Genomic DNA, 20688 nt, shown 5'->3' on the forward strand with positions numbered 1-20688 from the left:
CATGATTGCAAATACATTCATTAAAAGACCCGTAACAGCCATTGTGGTATCCATTGTACTGGTACTGACGGGGAGCGTTTGTATCCTCAATCTGCCGGTGGACCAATACCCGGATATTACGCCGCCGGTGGTGCAGATCAACGGGCAGTATATCGGTGCAGACGCACAAACCGTGGAGCAAACCGTTGCCACGCCGATAGAACAACAGGTGAACGGTACGCCCGGTATGGAATATATGCAAAGCAACAGTTCCAACAATGGCAATATGCAGGCTGCCGTTACTTATAGCATCGGTACCAATATCGATGTGGCTACACTGGACGTACAAAACCGGGTGAGCATCGCCACACCGCTGATTCCCAGCGCGGCCACCCGTTTGGGACTGACCGTCCGTGCCGTAAATCCAAGCATGCTGATGATGGTCGCCATCTACTCACCCAAAGGCACACACGATATTACCTTCCTCGACAACTATACCAACATCTTTATCCAGGACGCGCTGTTACGGGTGCCCGGCGTGGGTACTATCAACAGTTTCGCCGATAATTTCAGTATGCGGGTATGGATGAACCCGGAGAAAATGGCTTCGTATAGCCTTACTCCCCAGGATATCATCGGTGCGCTCAATGCGCAGAACGTACAGGTGGCGGCTGGCTCCGCCGGTGTGCCACCACAATCCAAACAACAAACTTTTGAACTGGGTATCCTGGTAAACGGACGGTTAAGCAAAGTGTCAGAGTTTGAAAACATCATCGTTAAAACAATTCCGGCCACCGGAGCATTGGTGTACCTGAAAGATGTAGCCCGTGTAGAACTGGGTAAATTCAGCTTTTCCAGCAACTCCTTTGTGGACGGCCATCGTGCTTCCTACCTGCGCATTTACCAGGCGCCGGGCAGTAACGCCTTAAAAACAGCGGAAGGGATCTATAAGGAACTGGAACAGCTGAAAACGTTTTTCCCGGCAGACGTGGATTACAAAGTGCCGTTCGAATCGGTGACCGTCGTGAAAGTGTCCATGAGCGATGTGGTGGTCACCCTGTTAATGACCCTGGCGCTGGTGGCTATCGTAGTATTTGTGTTCCTGCAAAACTTCCGTTCCACGCTGATTCCCGTACTGGCGATACCGGTATCTATTTTCGGAACTTTCTGCTTTTTTATACCACTGGGATTTACCATCAATACCCTGACCATGTTCGGCTTTGTGCTGGCTATTGGTATTGTAGTGGATGATGCCATCATTGTAGTAGAAGCGGTACAGCATTATATGGATGAAAAGGGCATGTCGCCGAAAGAGGCGACTTATTATGCCATGAAGGATATTTCCGCGCCGGTGGTAGCCATTGCGCTGATATTGGCGGCCGTGTTTGTACCGGTAGGATTTATTCCCGGTATCGTTGGCCGGTTATACCAGCAATTCGCTATTACTATTGCTATTTCAGTGCTCATTTCTGCTTTTGTGGCGCTGTCGCTGACGCCGGCGTTGTGCTCCTTGTTGTTAAAACCTTCCGACCCTAACCGGAAGAACAAAGGTATTGCCCGCTGGTTCACCGGCTTCAATCGCTGGTTTGACCGTATCACCGGCAGTTATGTGAAGGGTGTGGATAATAGTATTAAACGCTCGGCCCTGGTGATGGTACTGCTGGTGGTGATTTGTGTAGCCGCCTTTTTTATGCTGAAACATAAATCATCCGGTTTTATTCCCTCCGAGGATGATGGTAACCTGTATGTTACTTTCCAGTTGCCGCCGGCATCTTCTACTACCCGTGCGGTGCAGGTGATGAACCGGCTGATGAAAGTAGTGACGGAAACGCCGGGTGTAGGCCACTATGCGGCTTTGTCCGGACTAAACGTCATCAACAACGCCTCTAATTCCAATTGCGGTACTATCTACCTGCAACTAAATCCCTGGGATGAACGTTCCCGTAAAAGTGAACAGGTGCCGGGCATTATCACGGAGCTGCGTAAACGAATTGCAGACGCCGGTATTAATGATGCCAATGTGGAAGTCGTACAACCTTCCCCGTTACCCGGTGTCGGCGCTACCGTTGGTTTCAGCCTGCAGATTGAACAACGCAGTACCAATGATGACATACATGCTTTTGAAGCGGTGGTCAATAAATTTGTCACCGAGGCCAATAAAAATCCGGCTATCTCGGGCGCCTACAGCTTCTATAACGCGCATACACCGGGCTTCGGCGTAACCGTTGACCGGGAAAAATGTGAGCGAATGGGCGCCGATGTGGGAGATGTTTTTACGACCATACAGGCATTTATGGGCAGTATGTACATCAACGACTTTACAACGTATAACCGTACTTTTCACGTAGTGGTACAGGCGGATACCGCCTACCGCAATGTAATATCCGACCTGAATAAATATTACGTCCGTAATACAGCCGGACAGATGTTGCCTTTGGGGACGCTGGTTAGTTACAAACCGATTGAAACATCGCCGCTGATTTCGCATTTTAATATCTTCCGTTCAGCAGAGGTAGATGGCGTTTCAGGATCGGGATACAGCACGGTAGAAACGATTGAAGCGCTGAAGGAAGTCGCCGCCAGGGTGCTGCCGCAGGGCTATGCCTATGAGTTCTCCGGACTGAGTTATGAAGAAATAAAAGCTGGTTCCACCACGATTTACATCTTTATTTTCTCGATCACCTTTGTGTTCCTTTTCCTGTCGGCTTTGTATGAGAGCTGGTCGGTACCTTTCTCCGTGTTGCTGGCAGTACCCATCGGCGTGATGGGCGCTATTCTCACCCTGTGCCTGGTACCCAGTCTCACGAATAACGTATATGCACAAATCGGTATGATCACCCTGATAGGCCTGGCGGCTAAAAACGCTATCCTCATTGTGGAGTTTGCAAAGGTGCGGGTAGACAGGGGAGAGGACCTGATACAATCCACCCTGGAGGCCGTGGGACTGAGGCTGCGCCCTATCGTGATGACGTCCATGGCCTTTATCCTGGGTGTATTACCATTAGTGCTGGCTACCGGTGCAGGCGCCGTTTCACGCAGGACCATCGGTTTTACCGTGTTGGGAGGTATGATTGCCGCTTCTACCATCGCTATTTTCGTAGTGCCGGTGCTGTTTGTACTCATTACCCGCTTGTCATACGGCGCCAGGAAGCTGGCCTGGTTGAAAGAGCACCACGAAAGCCTGATGGAGAAAGCACAGAAAATAGAGCAACAGGATATTGACCCCGAGCTGGAATTTGAAATAAAACGTTCCCGCGATTTTAATAAACCTGACAGCGAATGATTGCCAATACATTCATAAAAAGGCCGGTTACCGCGATCGTGATATCTGTCGTACTCATGATCTCCGGGCTGATCTGTATGTATAATCTTCCGCTGGACCAGTTCCCTAAAATTACGCCGCCGGGTGTCAGTATCTCCGCCAACTACACCGGCGCCGATGCGCAGACAGTAGAACAAACGGTGACGATCCCCATAGAAGAGCAGGTGAACGGGGTACCGGGCATGATGTACATGCAAAGCACCAATACACAAACCGGTTCTGCTAATATCAGTGTAACCTTTGACGTAGGAACGAACGTTAACATCGCCACGCTGAACGTGCAGAACAGGGTGGGACTGGCAGCGCCGGTATTACCTTCCGTAGTCGGGCAGCTGGGCGTAACAGTACGCGCCCGTAACCCGGACCAGCTCATGAACCTGGCTATTTATTCACCGAAAGGCACCCATGATATCACCTTTCTGGATAACTATACCAGTACCTTTATCGTAGATGCGTTACTGAGAGTGCCCGGCGTAGGGGATGTACAATCCCGCGGAAATCCTTTCAGTATGCGTATCTGGATGGACCCTAAAAAAATGGCCTCCTACGGCCTGATGCCGGCAGATGTGATCGCCGCCCTGCAAAGACAAAACATTTATATCGCCGCAGGCGCAGTCGGCGCTCCGCCGCAATACCACGACCAGACACGGGAATACACCCTGGTGGTGAATAGTCTGCTCACCAAACCCGCGGAGTATGAAAAAGTAATTGTGAAAAAAATACCCGCTACCGGGGAGATGATATACCTGAAAGATATCGCGCGGGTAGACCTGGGTAAATTTAACTACGGCAACCAGGGTTTTGCCGACGGGCATCCGGCTACCACCGTGATGGTGTATCAATCACCTACCAGCAACGCTTTGCAAACAGCGGAAAACGTATATGCGGCGCTGGCGGCGCTTAAAAAATCGTTCCCGCCGGATGTGGACTACGCCGTGCCTTTTGAAAACGTTACCATTATCCAGGTATCCATTGCGGAAGTAGTGAAAACCTTGTTTGAAGCGCTGGGACTGGTAGTGATCGTAGTGTTCCTGTTTTTGCAGAACTGGCGTTCAGCGATCATTCCCATTATAGCCATCCCGGTGTCTATCATCAGTACGTTTATCCTGTTTATTCCACTGGGTTTCACCATTAACACGCTGACCCTGTTTGGCTTTGTGCTGGCTATCGGGATTGTGGTAGATGACGCCATTATCGTGGTGGAAGCAGTGCAGCATTTGATTGACAAGGAACAGATGTCGCCCAAAGAAGCAACCTACCAGGCCATGAAAGAGATATCCGGGCCCGTGGTAGCCATTGCGCTCATCCTTGCATCGGTGTTTGTGCCGGTTGGTTTTATTCCGGGTATCACCGGGAAACTGTACCAGCAGTTTGCGATTACCATCGCTATCTCCGTTGTATTGTCGGCTTTTATTGCGCTGTCGTTAACACCGGCCTTGTGTACTTTGCTGCTGCGGCCGTCGCCGGTAGGGCGCGAGTCCAAAGGCCTTAACAAATTCTTTTTCCGCTTCAATGGCTGGTTCAACCAGTTAACGACGCGGTATTCCAATGGTGTTAAATATTGCATCAAATATACCGGCCTGGTAGTGCTAACGTTGCTGGTGATTTGCCTGGGCGCCCTGCTGCTCTTCAAAAACAAACCCAGTGGGTTTATTCCTTCAGAAGACGGGGGTCGGGTGATGATCGGTATCCAATTGCCCGAAGGCGCCGCCACTACACAAACGGAGGAGGTGCTGAAAAAAGTGATGAAGGTAGTCGCGGAAACGCCTGGCGTCAAACATTATAACGCCATCTCCGGCATGAACGTGCTCGGCGGCGGCGCCACTTCCAACGGCGCCAGTATCTTTTGTATGCTGCAACCCTGGGACCAGCGCAGTACTCCGGAGATGCAGATCCCCGGTATTATGGACGTTATCAAACAGCGGATCATAGCGGCTGGCGTTAAAAACGCCCGTATTACCGTGAATGCATCGGCGGCTATCAGGGGACTGGGAACCGCTGCGGGCTTCAGTATGCAGGTGGAGCAGGGAAACACCAGTGATGATATTCATGCCTTTGAAACGGTGATGAATAAGTTTGTGGCGGCGCTGAAAAAAGAACCGGCAACGGCGACTGCCTATTGTAACTATGCCGCACACACGCCGGCATTTGAACTGTTGCTCGACAGGGAGAAATGCCAGAAGCTGGGAGTGAATGTGGCCGATGTGTTCAGCACCATACAGGGATTTATGGGCAGCCGCCTGGTCGGCAATTTTACATTGTATAACCGTACCTACCGCGCCATTGTGCAGGCGGATACAGCCAGCAGGGCGCTGATCAGCAACCTGGAAAAATACTACGTGCGCAATTCCGCTTCGGAGATGTTGCCGTTAAGCACACTGGTCGGCTATAAGCCTATTTCCACCGCGCCATTGATTACGCATTTTAATATTTTTCGTTCAGCCGAAGTAGATGGTTCTACACCGCTGGGATATAGTACGGGACAGAGTATCGAAACACTGAAAGCCGTGGCCGCTAAGGTATTGCCAAGAGGATACACCTACGAATTTTCGGGACTGAGTTACCAGGAGATACAGGCAGGCTCTATGACAATCTACATTTTCCTGTTTTCCATCATCTTCGTTTTTCTTTTCCTGGCGGCGCTGTATGAAAGCTGGTCGGTGCCTTTCTCCGTATTGCTGGCGGTGCCCATCAGTGCTTTCGGGGCTATTTTTGCGCTCACCACCATGCCGGCGTTGTCCAATAACGTATATGCGCAGATCGGACTGATCACGCTCATAGGCCTGTCTGCCAAAAATGCCATACTGATCGTGGAATTTGCCAAGGTACGGGTTGACCGCGGCGAGCATCTCATCAAATCTACCCTGGAGGCCGTGAAACTACGGTTACGCCCCATCATCATGACATCGCTGGCTTTTATACTGGGTGTAATGCCGATGGTGCTGGCTTCCGGCGCCGGCGCCCAATCCCGTAAAACCATTGGGGTAACGGTGCAGGGCGGTATGGTAGCTTCTTCCTGCATCGCCATTTTTATTGTACCGGTACTGTTTGTGTTGTTTACCCGGTGGAGCTATGGTAAAAAGAAGCTGGCATGGCTGGCAGCCAATCATCAGCTATTAATGGAAAAAGAAAGAAAAGTAGAGGCGCAAAGTATAGATCCGGAACTGGAGTACGATATTGCACAAGCACGAAAAGAGAAAAACGAAGGTGTTTAATGTTTTTTCAATTTCATCAGGTTATTCCTGCCATCTTCATTATCCGGATTTAGCTGTAATGATTTTTCATAGTTTTCAATGGCGTTGAGGGTATCTCCCTTGATCATATATGCTTCTCCCATACTATCATAGGCATTATAGGAGTGAGGGAAATGTTCCACATTATACCGGAACAACCGGATAGCCTCGTCTGTATGGCCCGTCCGGAGCTGTTTGTAGCCGATGTTGTTGATAAATTCTTCCGGAGGAAACAGGGGATAGCCATATTCTGCTGACAGGTGGTTAAAGCGTTGTTCCACCTCCTGATAGGTTAATGGAAGGTCGCCATAGTAATCAAAGAACCAGTTTCTGTAGATGAATTTTAACCCGTCATAAATGCCTTTAAAGGTCATGGAGAAATGATTTTCGTCGGGGTATTGACGGTAGTCCCATTGCATGGTTTTGGGAGCGCTCGTTTCCAGTACTTTCGTCAGCGCCCGTACCTGCCGGGTATCTTCATGACCAATGGCGACAAAAAATTTCTCTTTGGAGGTTGGCCGTTGGCGAAGGAGCGTGGCAAATCTTGCCGTCAGCACGGTGTCAATACCACCGATCGCCGGACTGAGCAGCACGGTAGCCTGAAACAGGTCCGGTATTTTTTGTTTGGCGTAGAACGCAAAGAGTCCCGCCAGCGAATGGCCTACCAGTATACGATAGGGCACCGTCTTATATTGCTGATCGATTTTGGGTATCACTTCTGTTTTCATAAATTTCAGGAACCTGGCAGCGCCGGTGTTTTCCAAAACAGCGGTATCGGGCTTTCCATCTGCCCGAAGGGCATGTTTGATATTTAAGTCAGCGCCTCTGTCAGGGTGTACGATGCCAACTACTATAGCTTTGGGCATGCGGTTAACATCGTAGGAGGATAAATATTCCACCATGGCGGATACATAGTTAAAATGGACTTGTCCGTCCAGCAGGTAAATAACCGGGTAACGTTGGGAGTCCGCAGGGGAGTAGTTGGACGGAAGATGTACCCACAGTGTCCTGGGAGTTCCCAGGGCCGGCGATTGCCAGCTGAGGGTATGTTCGTTACGCGGAGCAATGGTATCTATCTGCGCCTGCAGTATTAATGATAACAGCAACAGGATAGTAGCTACAACAGTTATGCGCATAAGTGGAATTTATACTAAATTTCAGTAAAAAAATCCATTAAACAGCTTATCATGTACGATAGTCTTCGCCTCGCGGATAAGTTTTGTTATTTTGGCGGGAGATATTTAAAAGTGAGCAACATGGACAATTATTTTGAAAGCCCGTTTCGCGGGAAATTATTATCTGAACAAGTTACCAATCCTAATATTATCGTAGGCGCCTATAGTTATTACTCCGGCTACTATCATGGTCATTCTTTTGACGAATGTGCCAAATACCTGATGCCCGACAGAACGGATGTAGATAAGTTGATCATCGGCAGTTATTGTTCTATCGGCACCGGTGCGGCGTTTATCATGGCTGGTAACCAGGGGCACCGCCACGACTGGGTGTCCAGCTTCCCTTTCTTTTATATGTCGCAGGAAGTAGCGGCTTTTGAAGGCAGTGTAGACGGATACCACGCAGCCGGAGATACGGTGATTGGCAACGATGTATGGATTGGCATGGAAGCAGTGATTATGCCGGGCGTAAAAATAGGCCATGGTGCTATTATCGGTACGAGGGCGCTGATCACCAAAGATGTGGCGCCTTACAGGGTGATGGGTGGCAACCCCGGTAAAGAAATCCGGAAACGTTTTGCGGAAGAAGACATTGCCCGCCTGCTGGAAATGGAATGGTGGAACTGGCCGGACGATAGGCTGAAAGCTGCTATGCCACTACTTTGTAACAGTGATATCAAAGCATTGTATGACTTCTATAAATCTCAGTCATAATGAAAAGAACAGCCTGGTTTGACCGTTCCTTTCCGGCGATGACCGATAACGGGGTGATGCCGGGTATTATCGAACGGCTCAGCGGTACACCTGCCCGTGCGGAGGAACTGACCCGTGGCATCGCGGAAGCGGTGCTGGTCCGTAAATCCGGCGACGAATGGTCTGCCAAGGAAGAGTTGGGACACCTCTCTGATCTGGAACCATTGTGGGCCGGCCGTCTAGGGGATTTTATCAACGGCCTGCCGGAGTTGCGGGTAGCTGATCTCACCAACCGGCGTACCCATGAGGCCCATCACAATGATACGGGTCTGGCGGAGTTGTTACAACGTTTCCGGCAGCTAAGAACTGCCTTTGTACAACAATTGCTGGCGCTGGATGATACGAAACTGGATCATACGGCTTTACATCCACGGCTGAAAACACCGATGCGCATCATTGATCTGGCTTACTTTGTAGCCGAACATGATGATCATCACCTGGCAGGTATCCGGGAAAAAATATCAACCCAATAAGGCTTCTACAGTAGCGGCGGTGAAGTGGAGTACTAACTCCGCCTCATCGTCGTAATATTTACCGGTCAGCGTAAAACCCAAACGCTGATAAAAAGCCAGCGGACTGGCTTCTCCTTCGCCACAGCTGGTATATAGTTCAGATATGCCACGGCCTATCAGTTGAGACAGTACGATGGCAATCGCCTTTTGACCATAATGGTTTCCCTGGTAAGGCCCGGCAATCATCAACCGCCAAAGGAAAATACCCGGAAATTCAGTATAGTCGCCCCGTTCAGCGCCGGTATGCAACATGATAAAACCCACAGGTTCATCGTGGGCATAGATGGCCCTGAACCAGGCATCCGCTGAATAGTGGGCTACCGCAATGGATTCACCATTATCGGCTACTTTATTGCGTTGCGCCGGACTGAGGGTTTGACTCAAATCACAAATATCTTCTACATTGTCTGCCGTTATATGGCGAAGGGTTACATCCAGATGTTGCATGGTTTGTTCGTTGTAATGCTACGCTGCTAAGGTAATACAGTATGTTCATTAAAAAACGTATCTTGACCCCGGATATAAAATTACGTACCATGTCTGACTCTACTGTCCTGACCGCGCAGGACCTCATCGCACAATACGGCGGTATCGCACTGGATAAACAGAACGATTTGGCCGCTGTTATCGGTGACAATAACTGGAATGCTGATCTCGAACAAGGAGTGATCAGCTTCGGCGAGCACATTGTTTTTCCCATCCAGATACTGGGCACCTTTTCACATTCCTCTGAAACGTTTCTGTGGGGCTGGGCCAATACAGCATCGGGTATTCCCGAAAACCTGCTCCAGGATGCTTTACAGATCAAACAATACGGCGAAAAAACAGGACTGCCGTTATTCACCACCAGCCAGTTTGATGCGGCGGTAAACGATGTACATTATATCGGGCTGATTGCTTCCGGTATGTTGGGTTCCAGCGCTTACTACGTGGCAGATTACGGCAGCGGAGCGCTGCTGGTGACCATCAAAAGCCCGCTGATAGACGAGGCCCGGACCGAAACACCACAGCGGGTGCTGACGGTTTTTCCCCAGCTGATCTCCCTGTTTGAAATGAACCATCAACAAGCATTGGCAGCCTACCTCAAAGCGAAAGGATTTGAAGTGACTGCGAAGGACAAGGAATTGTCTGCCACCTATAATAGTAATACCATCGTAGCCACCTTCGATGAGCTACACCGGCTCGCCAGTCTAAACGGTAATCTCTCTTAAAAATACAATCCGGGAAATTTTCCCGGATTTTTTTTGTCCGCACATAAGGGTTTTATTCCATCATCGTGTATTAGTGGCAGTTAGTTAATATAACTGACCCTGCGCAGGCTACACCACTAATATTTTTTGACGATGGAACGTGCTTTTTATTTTGCTATACTATGCTGGAAAGCTGCCGTTAGGCTCTTTTTCCTTCCCTGGTACCTGCTTGTGGTGACCTGGAATTTTTTAGGGAGATGCCTGCCGTTTGTCAACAGAAAGAAAGCTGACAGAAAGTGATGATTCCGCTTCGCTATTTTGCTATGACAAACAAAAAAACTGCGATTATCATCGGCGCCGGCCCTGCTGGCCTTACGGCGGCTTATGAACTGCTCACCAGAACAGATATTAAACCCATCATTCTGGAAATGTCTGCCGATATCGGCGGTATTTCCAAAACAGTCCGATATAAAGGTAACCGTATCGACATCGGTGGTCATCGTTTCTTTTCCAAATCAGACCGGGTGATGGACTGGTGGCTACAAATTATGCCCATCGGCGCTCCTGCGGAACAGGTACGGATTACCTACCGCCGGCAGCAGCGTATATTGCCTGTCGATTCAGCTGTGAACAAGGAAGAGCAACCCGACCTGGTGATGCTGATCCGCGACCGCCTGTCCCGGATCTACTATCAGCGCAAACTGTTCCTGTATCCGCTCACCATGTCTATGAGTACCATCGCCAAACTCGGACTGTTCCGGCTTTTCAGGATCATGGTCTCTTATGGCTATACCCGTGTCTTCAACCATAAAAAGGAAAAAACACTGGAGGATTTTTTTATCAAACGCTTCGGGAAAGTCCTGTATAAAACTTTCTTCAAAGACTATACGGAGAAAGTGTGGGGCAAACCCTGTCATGAAATAGATGCGGCCTGGGGACATCAGCGGATCAAAAAACTGTCCGTGTCCAAAACCATCAAACATGCGCTGCAAAAGCTGGTGGCCTCCAAATCCCGCGACGACATCCACCAGAAAGAAACGGAAACCAGTCTTATCGAACGTTTCCTGTATCCTAAATACGGCCCCGGACAACTATGGGAGGAAGTCGCTGCCCGTATTACCGCCATGGGAGGGGAGATACACCTGCTCCGGGAGGTAAAGGGAGTAATACTCAAAGATGGCCGGGTAACAGCAGTAGAAACAGCCACCGGCCGTTTTGAAGGCGACTACTTCTTTTCCACCATGCCGGTAAAAGACCTGGTAGCAGCCATGGATGGACAGGTACCACCACCGGTGAAGGCAATAGCGGCCGGACTGGAATACCGCGATTTCGTTACGGTAGGACTGCTGCTGGATAAATTGGTGCTCGAACAACACCATGGCACTGTCAAAGACAACTGGATCTACATACAGGAAAACGATGTTAAAGTAGGCCGCCTGCAGATCTTCAACAACTGGAGTCCCTTTATGGTCAGTGACCCCAACCTGGTTTGGATAGGATTGGAATACTTTTGTAATGAAGGCGATGAATTATGGAGCATGGACAATCAACGCTTCGTTAACTTTGGCATCGACGAACTACAGAAAATTGGTATCATTCGCCGGGAACATGTGAGAGACAGTACCGTTGTGCGCATGAAAAAAACGTATCCGGCTTATTTCGGTACCTATCAACAGTTTGATAAGCTCCGGGCTTTTACGGATACTATCGAAAACCTGTTTCTGGTAGGCCGCAACGGCATGCATAAATACAACAATGCCGATCACTCTATGCTCACGGCCATGACAGCGGTAGATAACATTATACAGGGCATCACTACCAAGGATAATATCTGGGATATCAATACAGAACAGGAATATCACGAAGAAAAACAGGCAGTATGAAAAAATGGAAACAATACGATTATCTGATCTGTGCACTGGTATTCATACTGGTGGGGCTCTTGTGGTCACAGTTGTCCAATTATACCTGGGACGATGATGCCATCAGCCGCTTCCTGAATGTGCAGGACGCACGTTATCACCCGGCAGCATTTTTTTCTTCCTGGAACAGGCCTTTGTTTGTAATCCTGTTTTATCTGCCGGTGCAACTGTTTGGCAGAATGGGCGTAGTGGTGGGGATGCTGTTATTAACTGCGGCATCGGGTATCTTTCTATACAAAGGCCTGAAACATAAAGGTGTGCCACATGCGCAGGTGGTCATGGTTTTCCTGCTTTTCCAAACGTTCCTCTTTGGTATTTCACGGGATGCTATGACAGAACCGCTGGCTTCTTTTTTAATTTCATTGGGTATTTATTTTTTTTACCGCAAACAGTTCGCCTGGTTTGCCCTGATCGGTGGATTGTTGCCGCTGGCTCGTTCGGAAGGATTGTTACTATTGCCTTTCTGGTTGTTTCCGTTGGTGCAACAACGTTTGTACCGCTATATTCCTTTGCTGGGTGCCGGGTTGCTGGCATGGGGACTGGCATTGTACGCCTATACCGGTCATCCGCTGGCGCTGATGCAGGAAGTGCTGGCCAGCGGAGAGAAGAAAAACCGTTATGGGCATGTGAGTCTGACCCATCATATCGGTAAGTATGTGTATGTACTGGGGCCGGTCACTTTTTTCTTTTTTCTCTGGGGTTATTTGGATAATCTGAAGAAGATGTTGACCGATTATTTTATCGTGTTGCAGTTCACCGTTGGTTTCCTGATCTATATCGTTTTTGCCGCTTTCCTGGACCTGGGCCAGTCGGGCGGGGCATTGCGTAACCTCATCACGCTGGCGCCCTTCGCAGCAGTGATAGCGGTATATGGTTTTAACTACTGGTGGGCGCTTTTTACGCCGGTGCCGGCGGGTAAAAACAATAAAAGGAAAGCGACCAACCCCGGCCGGCAGGAACTATGGATATACGTCGTTTTTATCATCCTGATGGCCTGGATTTGTTTTACCAATGAGTTGCTGATGCGGCAGAATTACGATCCCGGGAAAAAAGACTATACTATTTTCAACGCGTTGTTGGTTTGTTGTCTGCTGGCGGTGTTACCGGCGCTGTCGAAAAAATGGAAACCTCCTTATGGCATTGCCAAGGTATTATTGGGCTGGCAGGTGTTGTTTTCTTTGTATTATGAGAGTCCCGGCAGCCACGGTAACCAGGAACGGGCAGGCATGAACGACATGACAGCCTTTGTAACCAAACCACCGTTGCAACAGCGCAAGGTGTATTGCAATCATCCCTGGTATTTTTGGGCGGCAGGGATTCATCCAAACGATACATTACATGCCGGTGGGATATCGCTGAGCGGCAAGCCCGGTATACAGCCGGGGCAACTGGTCATCTGGGAAGGGCACTATACCGGTGAGAACTATACGAATACGCCGATCCAGGTGTTCCTGAATGACAGCATTTTTTCGCCGGTGTATGTGGTGCAAAACAGAGAGCGGGAAGCCATTGCCGTGTTGTTTGTAAAATTGTGGCCACAGATGGCAGATAATGACCGCTTTTTCGCCTCGTTGTTACAGGTCTATCCGAAAAATGAAAGACTACTGTATTTTAAAGCGGTATACGAGCGTGATCGCCGTAAAAATGTACCTCAATCCATTACTGATTTTACCGCAGCGATGGCGTTAAAACCCGGCGAGGGCGATGTGTACCTGGGCCGGGGGGTAAGCTGGCTGATGCTCAATGAAAGGGCTAAGGCCTGTCAGGATCTGCAAGAGGCGGCCGCCCTGGGATCGCTGCAGGCAGGACCGCTGCTGAAAAGTTATTGTCAGTAACTGGACTACTGCCCAGTTGCATACTGGACTACCAACAGATAAAGAGATCTGCTATTTTTGTGTTCTTATGGAACAAGACGAAAAACATATTATCGGGAACCTGTTTGAACATTGGGCGTACGTAGGAGAGCGGGCTGGCCTGCTCACTACGGCGCCTTCCTATAAAGCAGTGATGCCGGACGGCTCGGACTGGCCACGGCGCGTATTTGATGTAGCAGGTGGGGAAGCACTGAAAGACATTGCCCATCAGATTAAAAAAGAACAATTGCCGGATGCGGTCACCTTTACTGCTTCGGTGGCCGAAGCCTATGCACCCCAGCTGGCTGCTGCTGGTTTTCAGCCTAAAATGACGCTGCAAGGTATGATCATCTACCTGCGGGAAAATCCGCCGGGTAACTATCCGGGCAATATCAGTTTCCGCATTGCGGATAAAGAAGCTGATGCGAAGGCTTTTGCCAACATCGCAGCGGGGTCTTTTAATTATCGTGTAGACGGCGCCGTTGTAGCTCACTTACTCGGGCAGGAAAATAAAATCAAGGTGTTTACCGGTACGGTAGGTGGCGTCGCCGCCTGCAGCGGACTGATATATTATGATGATAACGGTAATGCAGGCCTGCATTTCATTGGTACGCTGCCGGAATTCCGGGGCAAGGGACTGGCCGCCGCTATGACGACACGTTTATTACAGGAATGTACACAGGACGGAAAACGTTATTGTGTGCTGCATGCTTCCAAAGCAGGACTGCCTATCTATACCCGCCTGGGTTTTGAACCGGTGAAGGAAGTGATTACCTACGCACTGGTAGCGTAAATGACAGATGTCTCAAAGGTCGATCACAGCCTGCTTTTGAGACATTTGTATTATTCTATGTCCAGGTTGTGTTTATACAACAGGCCGGCCAGATTAAATGCAGAAAAGCGAGCTTTCTTCATTTTGTTGAACTCCGGATCTATGCCGAAATTTTGCGCCATTCTGAAATCTGTTTTTTCCAGAATAGTATTGGAGAACCGGGCCATTGTCAAATCCGAATTTTTGAAATCTGCTGCTGTCAGATCTGCTTCTGAAAAGTCCACTTCTTTTAGGGAGCAGTCCAGGAAAGGCGTTTTTCTTAACCTGGTTCCTAAAAAGGTGGAATAATCCAGTATACATTCCGTAAATGAAAAAGAAAACATAAGGCGGTTGCAAAGGGTAAAATTAATCCCCAGCATTTTACAGCCGGTAAACTGCGCATCTCTGAAGCCGGCGCCGTCCAGGGTTGCCATAGAAAAATTGCATTTTCTGAAATGACAATCTACAAAGTCGTTACCCCGCAAATCACTCTTTGAAAAATCGCAATCGATAAATTCACAGTTCACAAATTCCCTGTTCGCCAGTTTTTTTTCGGCATAGTTCACCCCGGAGAATGTTTTATGCTGATGTATGATAGGACCATTTGACTGATTCATAGTGGATGTATGATTTTTGCCTGTATGCTGCCTGGTTTCGTTGTTTGCTTATCGTTTTTATATCCTGTAAAGATACCGATTGTATGGTTTGTTTTAAGGTTTTCAAATGGTAATCGTTATCTTAGTACAAAACCTGTCACACTATGTACAAAATGATGCTCTGTTCCCTCTTGATAACTATCAGTCTGGCTGCTGTAGCACAACCTCCAAAAGGAAAGGCGACCCCCAATACAACTTACGGCGCCGGTATTACGGCGACTGACGCTATTGATGCTGCCAAACTGCCCTCCCTGCTAAATAACGACACCAACAAACTGGCGGTTAAGATAAAAGCGCAGGTGCTGGACGTGTGCCCTAAGAAAGGTTGCTGGATGCAGCTGAAAATAAATGATAGCACGACAGCGTTTGTGAAAATGAAAGACTATGCCTTCTTTGTACCGCTCGATATCAAGGGTAAAACCATCGTACTGGATGGAGAGGCATATCAACATGTTACTTCCGTGAAAGAACTGCAGCACTACGCACAGGATGCTGGTAAACCGCAGGCAGCTATTGATGCTATCACCCAACCCAAAAGAGAAATACGGTATACCGCCAGTGGCATACGGGTGGTACAACCATAAAAAGAGAAACCATGCAGGATAAAGCTTCAGAAAGGGCAGCCATGCCCAAAGGGACTTCTGTGATATTAGACGACAGATCCCTGGAACATAGTTATGCTACCTTGATACCTTTGCTCAAACCCGGTATGCATGTACTGGACGTGGGCTGTGGCACCGGCGCCATCACTGCCGGTATCGCCGATTTTGTAGGACCGGAAGGCAGTGCAACCGGCATCGATAGCAGTGAACACCTTATCGCCAAAGGCCTGGAAGATCAGCAAGGCACTGCTAATCTGGAACTGATCACCGCTGATCTGTATACCTGGCAGCCCAACAGAAAATTTGATCTTATCGTGTCCGCAAGGGTGCTGCAATGGCTCAACGATCCGCTGGCTGCGCTGGTTCGTTTCCGTGAATTGCTGCAGCCTGGGGGGCATGTATCCATACTGGACTATAACCACACCAAACTGGAATGGCAACCCGCTCCGCCGGCCAGCATGCGACGTTTTTATCAGGCGTTTCTCCAATGGCGTGCAGACGCAGGTATGGACAACGAAATAGCGGAACACCTGCCGACCCTTTTTGAAAAAGCAGGTTACCGGAATATACAGTCCTTTAACGCTGATGAAACGTATAGCCGTGCGCAGGCAGGCTTCACCAACAAAGCGGCAATATGGTCAAAGGTGGCGGAGCTGAGAGGCCCGCAGGTAGTGGACCATGGCTTTATTACAGAAGCAGAACGGTTACAGGCCATCGAAGAATACGATGCCTGGACGCTCAGCACCGCTCAGTCGATGATCATGAAGCTGAATGACGTGCACGCTTCTTTGTAAACTAACGGTCATTGTCGATTTTTTACTACTGGTTTACCAGTATTTTCCGGGTATGTGTTTCCGTATATAAGGATATTGTAGCATTTTTACAATAAACCGTATTGCACATGTCGCTGATGAATGACCATGTTGTCCTGGCCATCGTAGAGGATCATCCCATCGTTATCGAAGGTCTGAAAACACTGCTGAAGGAAGAACCGCAGATAACTATCGCGGGTAGCTTCACGCGGGGCAGCGATTTTATGGAATTTCTGCGGCATCATAAAGTAGACCTGGTATTGCTGGACATCATGCTGCCGGATACCAGCGGGATGGACCTCTGCCGGGATATTAAGAAACTGTCACCAGACACGGTGGTACTGGCGCTCAGTAATCATACCGAACGCAGTATCATCCTGCAGATCCTGCAGTACGGCGCCAGCGGCTACCTGGTGAAAAACGTATCCTCCACGGAGCTGCTCAATTGCCTGAAGGAAGCGTTGCGGGGTGAAATCACTTTCAGTCAGGAAGTAAAGGAAATTATTACCCGTCCGGCGCAACACGAATTTAAACAGGTACCCACCCTCACCAAACGGGAAAAGCAGATCCTGCAACTCGTGTCACAAGGCAAAACCACGCCCATGATGGCGCAGGAGCTGAATGTCAGTCCGCTCACCATTGAAACGCATCGCCGTAATCTCCTGCAAAAATTTGATGTGAAAAATGTAGCGGAGCTGATGATGGCCGCCGTTCAGCACAAGATGATCACCGGTTATTGAGAGGTGCAGCTGTATGCATAACTGAATTTTTTTTCTACTTTGTATCAGCTGAATTAAATGTATGACAATATTCTCAACTTTATCCAGGTACGCCCGGTGTATAGGCTTATTCCTGGTATTATGTATTCCTGCTGCCGTTTGGGCGCAACGTTATGTTTCACTGGAAGGAGCGCCCCTGACCCATGGCAATCCGGTCGAAAAAGACAACCTGGTCCATCTTGTCAGGCAACCGCTGTTGCAACTATTCCTGTCTGATCATCAGCCGGCCAAAGGCACGGTGTTATTGTTCCCCGGCGGTGGTTACGAAGTGCTGGACGTAAAAAGGGAAGGAGCCAACACGGCTGCTTTCCTGAATAAACTAGGCTACGATGTAGCGATGCTGGAGTACCGTATCGCGGCGGGGAGCGATACCCGCGAACTGGCGTTGTCAGATGCCTTGACGGCCTACCGGCTGTTGCAGGACAAAGCCGGTAAACTGGGCCTGCTGAGCAAAACGCTGAGTATCATGGGATATTCTGCCGGTGGCCATCTGGCGGCAAGGACCCTGCAAAGGCTGCCACCTGCTCAACAGCCGGCCAACCTGATGCTGATATATCCCGCCTATTTGCAGGAAACCCTGCAAGGCTCCGTATATCCGGCGGTGTTACCCCCGCCGGTAGTGAAATCCAGGCTCTTTACCGTTATCGCCGCAGACGACCAGCGGGAGTGGGTGAATAGCTGTATCCAATACGGCAAGGTTTGGAAAGGATATGACGGTAAAGGCAGTTACCATGTATTGCCTGACGGAGGTCACGGTTTTGGTATGGATAAAAACCTGCCTGGTGCGGCGGCGAAATGGCCGGCCCTGTTGCAGTCCTTCCTGGAAAAGCCAGACCCGGCGCCTGCTGCTGTTAACTCCGCCGCGGTACCCACCGCCTGGGGCAACGGCAAACGCCATGCACAGAAACTACTCGAAGTGGCGGCACGACAGTACGACCTGATCATGATCGGCAATTCGATCACCCATAACCTGGAAAAACCAGACTATCAGGCGGTATGGAATCAGTTCTTCGCGCCCCGCAAGGCGCTGAACCTGGGCTTTAGCGGTTACCGCACTGAGAATATTCTCTGGAACCTGGAAAACGGAGAACTGAAAGGGCAATCTCCGAAGGTGGTCACGCTGGAAATAGGGACCAACAATATCGATGAAAAAAATTACCCCGTACGCCATACTGCCGGTCAACTCGCAGGTGGTATCAAAGCTATCGTGCAGTTATTACGGCAGAAATTACCAAACACCAAAATTATCCTCCTGCGCTGTTTTCCCGGCAGCTACGACGGACCCAATCCAACCTCGCACCGCATGATACTGGACAGGGCTTCTGACATGGTAGCCAAACTGGCAGACAACCAGCATGTGTTTTTCTGTGATGTAAATCATGTATTTCTGAACCTGGATGGAACTATCCGTCATGAGCAAATGCCGGATTGGCTGCATCCGAGTCCCGCCGGGGCGCTGGACTGGGCCAAAGCTATGGAACCGCTGCTGTCGCAGCTGATGGGAGATGCCAGCAGGGACACGGCTTTACCGGCGAATACAGCTGTTGTGCCGGTACCCAAACTGGAAAATGACAGCTACGATTGGTGGGCCCGGCACGCAGAGGTGCTGCGGATAAAGGATTCCATCAATCCGGAAATCGTGATGGTCGGCAATTCCATCACCCACTTCTGGGGTGGATACCCGCTGTTACGGGGTACAGACGGGCAACTCCGTAAAGCCAATGGTCCGGACGCCTGGGCTGCTTTGTATGGCGGGCACCGGGTACTCAACCTGGGATTTGGCTGGGACCGTACCCAAAACGTGTTGTGGCGGCTGGACCATGGTGAGCTGGATGGATTGCACCCGCAGACGGTCGTACTGGAAATAGGGACCAATAATACCAGTCAGACGACTAACGCCCGCGCTAATACGCCGGCGGAAATTGTGGAAGGTATCGCTGCGATCTGTGGCCGTATCCGCTCCAAGGCGCCACAGGCCAAAATACTGCTCATGGCGCTCTTTCCACGGGAACAACAACCGGATCACGCCCGCAGGGCTGTTATCCGGGAAACCAACCGGCTGCTCACTGCTTTCGCTACAAAAGAACATATCCGTTTGCTGGACATCGGTCCCCAGCTGACAACACCGGAAGGAGTCCTGCTGAAAGAAATTATGTATGATTTCGTGCATCCAACAGAGAAGGGGTACCGCATCTGGGCAGAAGCATTAAAGCAGGAGGTGTTTTAATGGCAGACACGACAACTTCGGGCACGTTAATTGTTGCGGCATACAACCGCTAACATAATTAAGAAGTTGAATATGAAGAGAATAGTTGCTTTGCTGGTTGTCCTGTTGTTTGGTTGTACCGCCTTTGCCCAGTTCAGTGATTCTACCCACTACCTGGTCAAATACGCGTCTACCGGTTCCATTAATCGCACCAACGATGGTAACTCTTACCTGCTTAACAACAATTTCGGCTTCAAGGTCAGCAAGAAAAAAATCACGTTCAATGCCGGCGCCAGTTACGTATATGGCAAACAAAATGCATCGCTCACCAACAACGACGTGTCGGCGGCGGTGGATTTTAACCTGTATACGGACACGGCTCAGATTTATTACTGGGGGCTGGCCAATTACGATAAAAGTTATTCCCTGAAGATCAATAATCGCTTCCAGGGCGGCTTAGGGATCGGTTACGACCTGATTCGCCTTCCCAATGCGGTGCTGAATATTACAGACGGGTTGCTGTTTGAGAACAGCAACCTGTTTTTGCATGATACGATACAGGATATCTACAGTACTGTACGTAACTCCTTCCGGGTGCAGTATAAATGGACCATTCACAACATCATAGTGCTGGAAGGCAACAACTATTTCCAGAACTCCCTCATGCATGGAGACGACTTTACGATCCGCTGTATCAATAGTATGTCTGTGAAACTGCGTAGCTGGCTTAGCCTCACGGCCGCTATGACTTACAATAAACTGAACCGTACCGACAGGGAAAACCTGCTTTTTAACTACGGGATCACCTTCGAAAAATACTTCTAGGTAAAATATTGGTACCCTTCAGCAATTTGCTATCATCAATTGATGGGTGAGCGGGATA

16 protein-coding genes are annotated in these 20688 nt (G+C 49.5%); 13 read left to right on the forward strand and 3 right to left on the reverse strand.

The features are described 5' to 3' along the window. Nucleotide 1: 1 nt before the first annotated feature. On the forward strand, nucleotides 2-3262 hold the full coding sequence (locus tag ICL07_RS21870) for an efflux RND transporter permease subunit (protein WP_188090178.1): 3261 nt from the start codon (nucleotides 2-4) through the stop codon (nucleotides 3260-3262). Further along, nucleotides 3259-6516: an efflux RND transporter permease subunit gene (locus ICL07_RS21875; protein ID WP_188090179.1), complete on the forward strand. Its 3258-nt coding sequence runs from the start codon at nucleotides 3259-3261 to the stop codon at nucleotides 6514-6516. The genes ICL07_RS21870 and ICL07_RS21875 overlap by 4 nt, the downstream gene beginning before the upstream one ends. On the opposite strand, the gene ICL07_RS21880 is transcribed toward ICL07_RS21875, so the two are convergent. Further along, entirely contained in the window at nucleotides 6513-7670 is a 1158-nt protein-coding gene (locus tag ICL07_RS21880; RefSeq protein WP_188090180.1) for an alpha/beta hydrolase-fold protein, read from the reverse strand. The two genes, ICL07_RS21875 and ICL07_RS21880, sit on opposite strands and share 4 nt — an antisense overlap. Nucleotides 7671-7790: 120 nt before the next feature. On the opposite strand from ICL07_RS21880, the gene catB reads away from it, so the two are divergent. Together catB and ICL07_RS21890 are read left to right on the forward strand one after the other, a co-directional pair. Beyond that, nucleotides 7791-8423, forward strand: a complete 633-nt coding sequence (gene catB, locus ICL07_RS21885) for a type B chloramphenicol O-acetyltransferase (protein WP_188090654.1) — start codon at nucleotides 7791-7793, stop codon at nucleotides 8421-8423. Next, nucleotides 8423-8935: a DinB family protein gene (locus ICL07_RS21890; protein ID WP_188090181.1), complete on the forward strand. Its 513-nt coding sequence runs from the start codon at nucleotides 8423-8425 to the stop codon at nucleotides 8933-8935. The genes catB and ICL07_RS21890 overlap by 1 nt, the downstream gene beginning before the upstream one ends. Here the strand turns inward: ICL07_RS21890 and ICL07_RS21895 are convergent. After that, the gene (locus ICL07_RS21895; RefSeq protein WP_188090182.1) at nucleotides 8924-9421 is read right to left on the reverse strand and encodes a GNAT family N-acetyltransferase; all 498 of its coding nucleotides are present in this window, start codon (nucleotides 9419-9421) and stop codon (nucleotides 8924-8926) included. The two genes, ICL07_RS21890 and ICL07_RS21895, sit on opposite strands and share 12 nt — an antisense overlap. A gap of 89 nt (nucleotides 9422-9510) precedes the next feature. Here ICL07_RS21895 and ICL07_RS21900 point away from each other — a divergent pair, with 89 nt between their 5' ends. The 4 genes from ICL07_RS21900 (at nucleotide 9511) to ICL07_RS21915 (ending at nucleotide 14732) form a co-directional block, all read left to right on the forward strand. Then, nucleotides 9511-10185 (forward strand): DUF6882 domain-containing protein, encoded by a 675-nt coding sequence (locus tag ICL07_RS21900; protein ID WP_188090183.1) that lies wholly within the window; start codon nucleotides 9511-9513, stop codon nucleotides 10183-10185. Between the two features lie 302 nt (nucleotides 10186-10487). Continuing rightward, complete coding sequence (locus ICL07_RS21905; RefSeq protein WP_188090184.1) at nucleotides 10488-12047, forward strand: NAD(P)/FAD-dependent oxidoreductase; 1560 nt, start codon at nucleotides 10488-10490, stop codon at nucleotides 12045-12047. Further along, on the forward strand, nucleotides 12044-13921 hold the full coding sequence (locus ICL07_RS21910) for a hypothetical protein (RefSeq protein ID WP_188090185.1): 1878 nt from the start codon (nucleotides 12044-12046) through the stop codon (nucleotides 13919-13921). The genes ICL07_RS21905 and ICL07_RS21910 overlap by 4 nt, the downstream gene beginning before the upstream one ends. A gap of 67 nt (nucleotides 13922-13988) precedes the next feature. Next, nucleotides 13989-14732, forward strand: a complete 744-nt coding sequence (locus tag ICL07_RS21915; RefSeq protein WP_188090186.1) for a GNAT family N-acetyltransferase — start codon at nucleotides 13989-13991, stop codon at nucleotides 14730-14732. A gap of 50 nt (nucleotides 14733-14782) precedes the next feature. On the opposite strand, the gene ICL07_RS21920 is transcribed toward ICL07_RS21915, so the two are convergent. Beyond that, nucleotides 14783-15367: a pentapeptide repeat-containing protein gene (locus ICL07_RS21920; protein ID WP_188090187.1), complete on the reverse strand. Its 585-nt coding sequence runs from the start codon at nucleotides 15365-15367 to the stop codon at nucleotides 14783-14785. Nucleotides 15368-15510: 143 nt separating this feature from the next. On the opposite strand from ICL07_RS21920, the gene ICL07_RS21925 reads away from it, so the two are divergent. The 5 genes from ICL07_RS21925 (at nucleotide 15511) to ICL07_RS21945 (ending at nucleotide 20630) form a co-directional block, all read left to right on the forward strand. After that, nucleotides 15511-15990 carry a DUF4920 domain-containing protein gene (locus tag ICL07_RS21925; RefSeq protein ID WP_188090188.1) on the forward strand — a complete coding sequence of 160 codons (480 nt, stop codon included), beginning with the start codon at nucleotides 15511-15513 and terminating at the stop codon, nucleotides 15988-15990. Nucleotides 15991-16001: 11 nt separating this feature from the next. Beyond that, entirely contained in the window at nucleotides 16002-16802 is an 801-nt protein-coding gene (locus ICL07_RS21930) for a class I SAM-dependent methyltransferase (protein ID WP_188090189.1), read from the forward strand. 107 nt (nucleotides 16803-16909) lie between these two features. Next, nucleotides 16910-17560 (forward strand): response regulator, encoded by a 651-nt coding sequence (locus tag ICL07_RS21935; protein ID WP_188090190.1) that lies wholly within the window; start codon nucleotides 16910-16912, stop codon nucleotides 17558-17560. Between the two features lie 61 nt (nucleotides 17561-17621). Continuing rightward, complete coding sequence (locus ICL07_RS21940) at nucleotides 17622-19826, forward strand: GDSL-type esterase/lipase family protein (protein ID WP_188090191.1); 2205 nt, start codon at nucleotides 17622-17624, stop codon at nucleotides 19824-19826. Between the two features lie 72 nt (nucleotides 19827-19898). After that, nucleotides 19899-20630 (forward strand): DUF481 domain-containing protein, encoded by a 732-nt coding sequence (locus tag ICL07_RS21945; protein ID WP_188090192.1) that lies wholly within the window; start codon nucleotides 19899-19901, stop codon nucleotides 20628-20630. The last annotated feature ends 58 nt before the right edge of the window (nucleotides 20631-20688 follow it).

This window comes from Chitinophaga qingshengii (assembly GCF_014529935.1).
In the GTDB taxonomy this organism is placed as follows: domain Bacteria; phylum Bacteroidota; class Bacteroidia; order Chitinophagales; family Chitinophagaceae; genus Chitinophaga; species Chitinophaga qingshengii.

Bases quoted from the DNA above. Each gene is read 5' to 3' on its own strand.
- ICL07_RS21870 (WP_188090178.1), top strand. From the start codon at position 2: ATGATTGCAAATACATTCATTAAAAGACCCGTAACAGCCATTGTGGTA.
- ICL07_RS21880 (WP_188090180.1), bottom strand. From the start codon at position 7,670: ATGCGCATAACTGTTGTAGCTACTATCCTGTTGCTGTTATCATTAATA.
- ICL07_RS21945 (WP_188090192.1), top strand. From the start codon at position 19,899: ATGAAGAGAATAGTTGCTTTGCTGGTTGTCCTGTTGTTTGGTTGTACC.
- ICL07_RS21915 (WP_188090186.1), top strand. From the start codon at position 13,989: ATGGAACAAGACGAAAAACATATTATCGGGAACCTGTTTGAACATTGG.
- catB (WP_188090654.1), top strand. From the start codon at position 7,791: ATGGACAATTATTTTGAAAGCCCGTTTCGCGGGAAATTATTATCTGAA.
- ICL07_RS21895 (WP_188090182.1), bottom strand. From the start codon at position 9,421: ATGCAACATCTGGATGTAACCCTTCGCCATATAACGGCAGACAATGTA.
- ICL07_RS21930 (WP_188090189.1), top strand. From the start codon at position 16,002: ATGCAGGATAAAGCTTCAGAAAGGGCAGCCATGCCCAAAGGGACTTCT.
- ICL07_RS21900 (WP_188090183.1), top strand. From the start codon at position 9,511: ATGTCTGACTCTACTGTCCTGACCGCGCAGGACCTCATCGCACAATAC.
- ICL07_RS21910 (WP_188090185.1), top strand. From the start codon at position 12,044: ATGAAAAAATGGAAACAATACGATTATCTGATCTGTGCACTGGTATTC.
- ICL07_RS21940 (WP_188090191.1), top strand. From the start codon at position 17,622: ATGACAATATTCTCAACTTTATCCAGGTACGCCCGGTGTATAGGCTTA.
- ICL07_RS21920 (WP_188090187.1), bottom strand. From the start codon at position 15,367: ATGAATCAGTCAAATGGTCCTATCATACATCAGCATAAAACATTCTCC.
- ICL07_RS21935 (WP_188090190.1), top strand. From the start codon at position 16,910: ATGTCGCTGATGAATGACCATGTTGTCCTGGCCATCGTAGAGGATCAT.
- ICL07_RS21875 (WP_188090179.1), top strand. From the start codon at position 3,259: ATGATTGCCAATACATTCATAAAAAGGCCGGTTACCGCGATCGTGATA.
- ICL07_RS21890 (WP_188090181.1), top strand. From the start codon at position 8,423: ATGAAAAGAACAGCCTGGTTTGACCGTTCCTTTCCGGCGATGACCGAT.
- ICL07_RS21905 (WP_188090184.1), top strand. From the start codon at position 10,488: ATGACAAACAAAAAAACTGCGATTATCATCGGCGCCGGCCCTGCTGGC.
- ICL07_RS21925 (WP_188090188.1), top strand. From the start codon at position 15,511: ATGTACAAAATGATGCTCTGTTCCCTCTTGATAACTATCAGTCTGGCT.